The 7,981-nt window shown below is 42.0% G+C and carries 8 protein-coding genes and 1 pseudogene; 3 read left to right on the top strand and 6 right to left on the bottom strand.

All coding sequences use genetic code 11. The features are described 5' to 3' along the window. Nucleotides 1-198: 198 nt before the first annotated feature. A complete protein-coding gene (locus O9290_RS05410) occupies nucleotides 199-642 on the top strand; it encodes a four helix bundle protein (RefSeq protein ID WP_502846447.1) in 444 nt (147 codons plus the stop codon). A 56-nt stretch (nucleotides 643-698) separates the two neighbouring features. Here O9290_RS05410 and O9290_RS05405 read toward each other — a convergent pair. From O9290_RS05405 to O9290_RS05385, 5 genes and pseudogenes are all read right to left on the bottom strand, one after another. Continuing rightward, nucleotides 699-842 (bottom strand): annotated as a pseudogene (locus tag O9290_RS05405) (DUF4164 domain-containing protein); the annotation flags it as partial. Then, the gene (locus O9290_RS05400; RefSeq protein ID WP_012267216.1) at nucleotides 838-1,662 is read right to left on the bottom strand and encodes a hypothetical protein; all 825 of its coding nucleotides are present in this window, start codon (nucleotides 1,660-1,662) and stop codon (nucleotides 838-840) included. The pseudogene O9290_RS05405 and the gene O9290_RS05400, both read right to left, overlap by 5 nt. Nucleotides 1,663-1,732: 70 nt before the next feature. Then, entirely contained in the window at nucleotides 1,733-2,791 is a 1,059-nt protein-coding gene (gene acsF, locus O9290_RS05395) for a magnesium-protoporphyrin IX monomethyl ester (oxidative) cyclase (RefSeq protein ID WP_288055190.1), read from the bottom strand. A 207-nt stretch (nucleotides 2,792-2,998) separates the two neighbouring features. Continuing rightward, on the bottom strand, nucleotides 2,999-4,963 hold the full coding sequence (locus tag O9290_RS05390) for a M48 family metalloprotease (protein WP_288055192.1): 1,965 nt from the start codon (nucleotides 4,961-4,963) through the stop codon (nucleotides 2,999-3,001). 17 nt (nucleotides 4,964-4,980) lie between these two features. After that, nucleotides 4,981-5,160 carry a hypothetical protein gene (locus O9290_RS05385; RefSeq protein ID WP_288026649.1) on the bottom strand — a complete coding sequence of 60 codons (180 nt, stop codon included), beginning with the start codon at nucleotides 5,158-5,160 and terminating at the stop codon, nucleotides 4,981-4,983. 189 nt (nucleotides 5,161-5,349) lie between these two features. Between O9290_RS05385 and rpmF the strand changes: the two genes are divergently transcribed. Together rpmF and O9290_RS05375 are read left to right on the top strand one after the other, a co-directional pair. Further along, nucleotides 5,350-5,532 carry a 50S ribosomal protein L32 gene (gene rpmF, locus O9290_RS05380; RefSeq protein WP_002760610.1) on the top strand — a complete coding sequence of 61 codons (183 nt, stop codon included), beginning with the start codon at nucleotides 5,350-5,352 and terminating at the stop codon, nucleotides 5,530-5,532. A gap of 181 nt (nucleotides 5,533-5,713) precedes the next feature. Next, on the top strand, nucleotides 5,714-6,313 hold the full coding sequence (locus O9290_RS05375) for a sulfite oxidase-like oxidoreductase (protein ID WP_288057979.1): 600 nt from the start codon (nucleotides 5,714-5,716) through the stop codon (nucleotides 6,311-6,313). Between the two features lie 116 nt (nucleotides 6,314-6,429). Here O9290_RS05375 and O9290_RS05370 read toward each other — a convergent pair whose 3' ends face one another. Further along, nucleotides 6,430-7,752 carry a tetratricopeptide repeat protein gene (locus O9290_RS05370; RefSeq protein WP_288086790.1) on the bottom strand — a complete coding sequence of 441 codons (1,323 nt, stop codon included), beginning with the start codon at nucleotides 7,750-7,752 and terminating at the stop codon, nucleotides 6,430-6,432. Nucleotides 7,753-7,981 lie beyond the last annotated feature (229 nt).

Here is a 7,981-nt window from a genome sequence, read left to right as displayed (position 1 = left end):
TTTTTTTTTTTTTAAAAAAATCACCCCCTTTTTTAATAAAATTTAACCCTGTTTTTAAATTTTTTTTGGGGGTGTGGGGGGGGGGTGTTGTGGGGGGGGGGGGGTCTTGGGGGGGGGGGGGTTTGGGGGGTGTTGGGGATGTGGGGGAATGGGGATTTTCCTGAATTTAGGTTTGACAAGAGGTATATATAAGGGAAAGTGAGAATCATCAGTCAGGAAAGGGGAATTATGGTGCAAAAACCGAAGAAATTGCTGAACACCCATGAAGACCTAGAAGTTTATCAAATCGCCTTTAATCTGGCTATGGAAATCTTTGAACTGTCTAAAAAGTTTCCCGGGTCGGAAAAATATTCATTAATTGACCAAATTCGACGTTCTTCTCGTTCTGTCTGTGCTAATTTAGCAGAGGCATGGCGTAGAAGACGATATAAGGGTTCATTTTTGCTGAGATTAAATGATGCGGAAGCAGAAGCAGCAGAAAGCCAAGTATGGTTAAAATTTGCTGTTAAATGCCAATATTTAGATATTGAGACTGGTAGAAAACTTTATGGTCAGTATAATAAGGTTTTAGGACTGATTGTCATCATGACTAATAATGCCGATAAATGGCTGCTGAACACCCCAAAATCCCCAAAACCCTAATTCCCCAAAACCCTAATTCTCCATTTCAGGTTAGGTTTAAGTATCGGGGGTAACTTCTAGGGATTGGGGAAAAAACCAAAAAGTTTAGCGGCACCTCCCAGGACAGCAACCACCAAAGCTATCAGAATCCCCCGGTTGGTAAATTCCTGATAACCAACCCGTACCGTTAATCCCTCGATTTTCTCGTCTAATACTTTAATCTTCTTGACAGGCTTCTTGGACAAGATGGACAACAATTGTCGGCTCGGCGGCGGAAGCCAGTAACATGGTAATAAGACTGCCTATTTCACCCTCTGCTCCCACCGCTAGGAGCTCCCCAACAAGTGCAGAGGTCAGAGGACATTGCTGCTCAACAAGAGCGATGGGAAGTTTCTCCCAAGGGTCAATTCCTTGGCGTTCTGCTGCCAGAATTCTCTTGAAGACCTCTTGAAGAGTCGTCTGGTCCTGAAGCGAAGGCATGAGTCGTACTACGGCGAGAGCGCAAACAGGTTTTTTGAGTGCCTCTAGCAACGCATAAGCAGCGTTGAAGGAACGAGTCTGGTGGTTTAATTCTCTTAAGGCTTCTATCATCAGCGTTCTAAACAACTCTTCATCACATCGTTGAGCGACCAGTTCTTGGACCGCCCGCGCCCGTGCTAGGTTTTTTGAGGTGAACCAATCAGGGCATGAAGCCAGAAGCACTCGTACATCCTCAAAATCAAGGATTCGTGGCGGCTTGAAGTAAGCGAGCAGCTCAGTTCGCAACAGTTCATCAGTAGCCGATGAGTAAACCCGCTCTCGCACAATCTCGACCAGTTGTTGTTGAATGCCCTCATCAGCGATCGCTAGAAGCTGAAGGTAGGCTTTGAGAGCAGCCGAATAATCGCCCTGTTTAAGCTGGTGCAAGAGGCACTCATAGCGATCTTGTTCTTTCTCGACCGGGTTTCCACTGCCCAAGGCATTGAGGTACACTTCCCTGTCCGAGTCAGTTTCAGCAAATCCCGCCAGCCGCTCAAAAATTCTTCGAGAAAAACTTTCCATGATTAACTCTTTTTGCGCTCGTCTTCAAACCTCAAACTCAGTGAACTGATAACTGATCACTGATCACTGATTAAAGTACCATTTCTCTGGTGGCTTCTGCATCTATGGGTTTAATCAGATACAATCGCAGGAGATCCCCGACCATACCTAACTGTAAGGGTAACTTACGCATTGTTTTTAGCCATTGGGGAACGCTACTTTCATCGATCGCTTTTAATTGTAAATTACGTTCGGCACAACGGTTTAAACGGGGGAAAAATTGGGGATGGTCCACATTTAAAATAGTTGGAAAAGCGCGAGCGGAGGTATTATTAGTCTGACGAATTACCTCTTGATCAAAAGCGATCGCATCCATTCCTAAAGCATCATAAAAGTCTGAGCGTTCCCGTACAGTTAAACTATGGGTAGCAAAGACGGAAAGCAGGAAAAAACGGCTCCATAATCTCGATCGCCAATTATTCCACAATTGCGGTTGAGCGCGCAGTAAGGTTTTAAAGATATCTCCGTGGCGATTTTCGTCCTGACACCAACTCTCGAAGTAATTAAAGAGAGGATTAAATTTATACTCTGGATGTTCTTCTAAATGACGATAAATGAGTATATAACGCCAATAACCGATTTTTTCGGAGAGATAGACCGTATATAACACCCATTCAAGGGGAAAAAAGGTGTAGGTACGGGTTTTGGTAATTTTGGCTAAATCGAGGGAAATATTAAAGTCAGCAATGGCTTTATTGAGAAATCCTGCATGGCGCGCCTCATCTCTAGCCATAAGATGAAATATCTCCCCTAACAAGGGATTACGGCTTTTTAGTTGTCGTGACAGTTCCTTAAATAACAAAAAGCCAGAAAATTCGGAGATACAGGAGCGTTCTAGGTAATCTATAAAGGCATTTCTCGTTTTTTCATCGAGATTATCTTGATAGTTCTCAAATTCTTGCTGACGTTCAAAGTGATGCCGGTTGTAATCGGTCCGCATCTCCTCTAACATCGCTTTGATTTCGGTTTCTTGCAAAGAAAGGTCAAAATTAGCGGCGGCCTCAAAATCGGTGGTATAGAAACGAGGAGTGAGGATAGTTTCGCGCAGAACAGCTTTTTTCTGGGAGGGGGGTTCAACGGTAGTGACCATGATGGAAATTACTTGACTACATAGCTATATAGGATTTTAAACATAAATAGGTAAGCCAATGATAATTATTAAGTTTTATCAATAGTTATCAATAGTTTTCATGGTCTGAGACTTGAGGATTTTAGGGATTGCCGCTCAAAGATTGGGTACTATCCAAGCAAGTACCTAAAACTAGAAAAGGGATGAAGTGGCAGTTTTTTGCGATGCTTAAAATGTGACTGCGATAATTAAACCGGAGACTAATAAGCCAAAACCGCTAACCAAAGGCCAAAAACGGGGATAAAACCGAATATTTCCGCCAGAGTGAGTTATTTGACTCCATTCCAGACGAGGAGATAAATCGCGACGAAACCAACCGAGAACTTGTACAGATGTATTGTTTATTGCTGCCATGGGGGGGTTAGTAGTCCTGATTTTATGCCAAAAACCAAAACGATAGTTAGGAGCGAGGGGAATTATGCCAGTGCTATCTTTAAGAAAGAAATTCTTTCCTTGAGCAATTAACTCACCGCGGAGTCGGACGGGGATAGCTGGGAGGGGATGACTGCAAGGATTATCGGTTAAAGAAAAAATATCGCTGAAACTAGCATTTTTGAGACGAGGATAACTAGCTAATCGATTGATAATTATACCCAAACCCCCAGCGACTAAAATTAGCCCCAATGCAGCCCAAGAGCTAAATTTCAGACCAAGAAACCCAGCGATGACAACCCCAATAATAAAGCCTAGTCCCCAAGCATAATATAAACATAGTCGCAGAAAAAAGTTTTGATAGAGTTTCTTGCGATCTAATTCTATTTCTTGCCGTAATATTTCCCCCAGACTAAATTCTATATCTAAATCCATCTGTCCGGCATAGTTGGCTAAAGCGCCAATCCTTTTACCAGTCAGGGGATGATTAGATTGCAACTCTAACCATTTTGCCCAAGGATTATATATATCCCAGAGAAAACTCTGTCCGATCCGGCGAGACTCCAATGCGATACCATAAACGTTACCGGTAATGATCGCATCCTGCTCCAGGGCAATATTTAATACATTTGTACTGAATAACAGGGGACTAAACTGGGCAGTTTCTTGGACTAAACCAAAGGCAATTTTTACTAAAGCGCGGGCCAAAGCATTGGGATTACCAGTAACTTGGGCAGCAAAATGATCGGCGAAGTATTCTCTAGTACGAGACAGATAAAGACAGCAAAAAACAATAATTGGCCTAAAAATAGTGATAATTGATGAGAGAAGGGCTAGAAAAACTGTGTCTTGAAAATTATTACCTTGATTTTGGGCAAAAGAATCGAGATAACAGCTTAAATGGTCGAAACTAGCACAGATAGTCATCAGGGCAAAGTCTCCCTGCCAAATATGCCCTAATTCATGAGCATATACCGTCGCTACTTCCTCATCGTCGAGATAGGTAAATAAACCTCTGCTAACTACTAAGCGAGCATTACCCCGTCGAGAGCCATAGGTAAAAGCGAGGGGCTGTCCGTCTTCGATAATGCCTAGTTTTGGCGGTTTTAACCCTTTTTCTCGGCATACACGCCCAATTACCGCCGCCGATTCCGGGCTATACCGTTTAATTTCCGCTAAGGACACCCAACGCACTCGATAAAGACGTTTTTGTGTCCAATCAATTAGATTCGGGGCGATAAAAAGGATGAGTCCGCCTAAGAAACCGGTCAAGAGCAAGGCAATAATTACACCCGTCCCCGCAGGGATGAGCAGCAAACGGGTAATTACAAAAAAAAGACCAAATGCTATAGCATAAAAAGCCGTAATTGTCAATAGTTTAGCAAAAATAAGTCTATTTTCGGGGATAGTCCGGGATAACCGGACACTTACCCGTGCTGCTCGTGCTGCCTTGGGCAGCGCTCGAAATTTGACCCCATTAGTGGCAATACCGATGGTTTTTTGTTCAGCACTAAAGATTGTCAGTAATCGTTTGGCCCACTGACTAACTTCCTGATCAAGATGATTTTCTAATTCCAGAGCTAGGGCGATCGCTTGTTGCCGTTGATTATTGCTGCGATAGGCCCGAGCAAGAGCCATTTTAGCTCGAATATATAAGGGAGAATGAAAATTAGCTGACTGTTGGCAATATTCTTCCAGTAATTCTACGGCCCTTGCGTAATCCTTTAGGCGTAGATATTTTAATCCTTCTTCCAGTGACATAGATATCCCTTAGCTGTTTATCTATGTTTAGAGATACCCAAAATCGTAGGAAAGATTAAAGGAGTTGGGGAAGTGGGGGTGTGGGGTGTGGGGGTGTGGGGGTGTGGGGGATTTTTCAGTGAGCAGTAAACAGTAAACAGTAAACAGTAAACAGTAATCAGTGAACTTAAAACTCTGGGTTCGACGGTAGTTACCATGATGGAAATTACTTGACTACATAGTTATATAGAATTTTAAACATAAATAGGTAAGCCAATGATAATTATTAAGTTTTATCAATATTTTGGGCAGTAGCGATCAAGGGAATCAGACAAGTTAGCGAGCCGATTAGGGAAATAGGGAGTAGAATAGAAAGGTTGTGAGTCTATAACTATCGTTAAAATACTATGGCTTGTCCCAAGAAGAAAACCTCAAATGCCAAGCGCGACCAACGGAGAGCGCACTGGAGAAAGCAAGCGGATCGGGAAGCGCAAAAAGCCTTATCTTTGGGTAAATCTGTCCTTTCTGGTCGTTCTAACAGCTTTGTCTATCCCACTAAAGAGGAAGAAGAAGGGGAAGACGAGGAATAATATTCCTATCGGTCATCAGTTACCAGAAAAATTTGGCTGTAGTTCGCTGTTAACACCGAATAAATGTCCTCAAGGTCTAGGACGGTGTAATAACTTGATAGTGGGGAGTGAGGTATAGAAAACCTTTTCGCTCCCTAATATTTTAAGATTTGTTTAGGGTTTTCGTTGCGAGTCTCAACTAATGTTAGGCAAATTCTTTAAAAAACCAGAATCTCCCGATCAAGACCGAGTTCCTCCGGGCCAATATCTCGCTAGTGGTTTTCCTGTGCTTACCTACGGGGATACTCCCCAAATCAAGACCGAGGAATGGTTATTTAAGGTTTGGGGAAAGGTGGCCACGACTAAAATTTTTAACTGGTCGGATTTTATGGCCCTACCGCAGTGGGAATTTACCAAGGATTTTCACTGTGTCACCCGTTGGTCAAAATTAGATGTGACTTGGACGGGAATTAAGGTATTGGATTTTATCACCTTAATTGACCTGCTGCCAGAAGCTACCCACGTTATGCAACACTGTTACGGGGGTTATACCACCAACCTCACCCTAGAGGAATTCCTGCACGAGGATAATTTTTTCGCTTTTCAACTGTTTGGTCAACCTTTACCCCCCGACCACGGTGGTCCGCTGCGCTTAGTTGTCCCCCATCTCTACGCGTGGAAAAGTTCTAAATGGATTAATGGCTTAGAATTTCTCGATCGAGAGCAATCGGGTTTCTGGGAACGTAATGGCTACCATCGACGAGGTGATCCCTGGTTAGAGGAACGTTATAGCGGTTTTTAACCAGTTTTGGCTTAAAATCGGGTGAGATGAGCAATCAAGTCTGGTAATTCATAGCATTAAAACAAGCAAAAGTCAAGGGGGAAGCAACAAATTTTTACATGATCGCAACTGGTTAATTATAATCTCCGAATTGCCTGATCGCACTTTTGAACATATCCTGCTAACCCCAATGCTTGAAATAATTTCCGCGCTTGAAGATATGCTTCTTTCGCTTCCGATATACGATCGAGTTTATAGTAGGTAAACCCCAGATTAAACCAAGATTTCGCTTCACCCCTCCGATCACCGATTTCCCGTTTGATTGCTAAGGACTGTTGATAAAACTCGATCGCTTTTTGGTATTCTCCTAGGGATGTGTAAACAGTGCCTAAACCCATGTAGGAATTCGCTTCACCCCCCCGATCACCGATTTCCCGTTTGATTGCTAAGGACTGTTGATAAAACTCGAGCGCTTTTTGGTATTCTCCTAGGGAACAGTAAACAGTGCCTAAACCCATGTAGGATTTCGCTTCATCCCCCCGATCACCGATTTCCCGTGTGATTGCTAAAGACTGTTGATGAAACTCGATCGCTTTTTGGTATTCTCCTAGGCAATAGTAAATACCGGCTAATGAGTTGAGACTCGCAACTAAATCAAGTTCTAGATTTAACTCTTTTTGTAAATCGATCGCCTTTTGATAATACTCGATCGCAAGCTGTTGTTCCTGACGATAATCTACCAATGGTGATCGATATAATAAACGAAGGTTATAAATTTTAGCTAAACTGGCATATAAACTCGCTAGTCTTGGCTCTTTTTTGCCTTTATTTACCTCGATTTGCTCGATTAGTTCTAACAAGTCTTCCTTAGAGATTAAAGGAATATCTTTATCTATAGTAATTTCGTCAAAAGATTGTAAAATTGGTAAAATTTCCTGACAAGGTAAAAAGTTACTTGGAGGAGAAATAAAGCGAAAAACTCCTTTTCTCCAACTCCAAAAATCGGGGGACTTTTTGCGTAAATTTACTTCCACTGTGCTTGTTACCCAAAGAACAATGGAATAGGGAAATTCTCGCAATCCTTCCCTTGTCCATTGCAGATAACCAAAAAATTTATCTAGTTCCGATTTTTCCTGTTGCCATTCGATCGAGTGTAATTTTTCCACTCCTGTGGTTGTGATCACAGCGTTTTTGCTTTGTAATAACTCTGGTTTTCTGGAGACTAAACTAGCAATTGCTGCTCTTAAACTCGGTTCTTTTTGATCTAAATCAATCCGATAACAAGGGATTACTGGTTCTAATTTTTTGCTATAGCGATCGATGATTTCTTCTCGCAATTTTTCCTGATCACACACACAAATCAATATATTTAATCTCTCTTGATTTGCCTCTAGAGATACGATTAAACCTTCGTATTCTCTTTCATTTTGGTCAATAATTGAAGATGTTTCATTATTCATAATAAGTGGATAGCTGTTAAAAACTGTCAGATACCCCCATTAGGTAGGGTTGATTCATGAATCAACCCTACGGATCAAGGAGTGATCCGCACCCCCCTTATCAAGGTAGGGCTGTTTCATTTAAATTAAGTATAGCTGATTTTGAGTCAATAAATTTGACCGAAGATTCTCAAGTTTATCTTGTTCTAACCAAAAGAGTTAGTCACAATAACTAATCTTTAATCCTCTG

Origin of the sequence: Microcystis sp. LE19-41.2A (genome assembly GCF_027530405.1) — a bacterium.
Lineage (GTDB): Bacteria > Cyanobacteriota > Cyanobacteriia > Cyanobacteriales > Microcystaceae > Microcystis > Microcystis aeruginosa.
This window is presented reverse-complemented; position numbering and strand designations above follow the sequence as displayed.

Coding starts and splice junctions, on each gene's coding strand:
- O9290_RS05400 (WP_012267216.1), bottom strand. CDS start 1,662: ATGGAAAGTTTTTCTCGAAGAATTTTTGAGCGGCTGGCGGGATTTGCT.
- acsF (WP_288055190.1), bottom strand. CDS start 2,791: ATGGTCACTACCGTTGAACCCCCCTCCCAGAAAAAAGCTGTTCTGCGC.
- O9290_RS05390 (WP_288055192.1), bottom strand. CDS start 4,963: ATGTCACTGGAAGAAGGATTAAAATATCTACGCCTAAAGGATTACGCA.
- O9290_RS05385 (WP_288026649.1), bottom strand. CDS start 5,160: ATGGTAACTACCGTCGAACCCAGAGTTTTAAGTTCACTGATTACTGTT.
- rpmF (WP_002760610.1), top strand. CDS start 5,350: ATGGCTTGTCCCAAGAAGAAAACCTCAAATGCCAAGCGCGACCAACGG.
- O9290_RS05375 (WP_288057979.1), top strand. CDS start 5,714: ATGTTAGGCAAATTCTTTAAAAAACCAGAATCTCCCGATCAAGACCGA.
- O9290_RS05370 (WP_288086790.1), bottom strand. CDS start 7,752: ATGAATAATGAAACATCTTCAATTATTGACCAAAATGAAAGAGAATAC.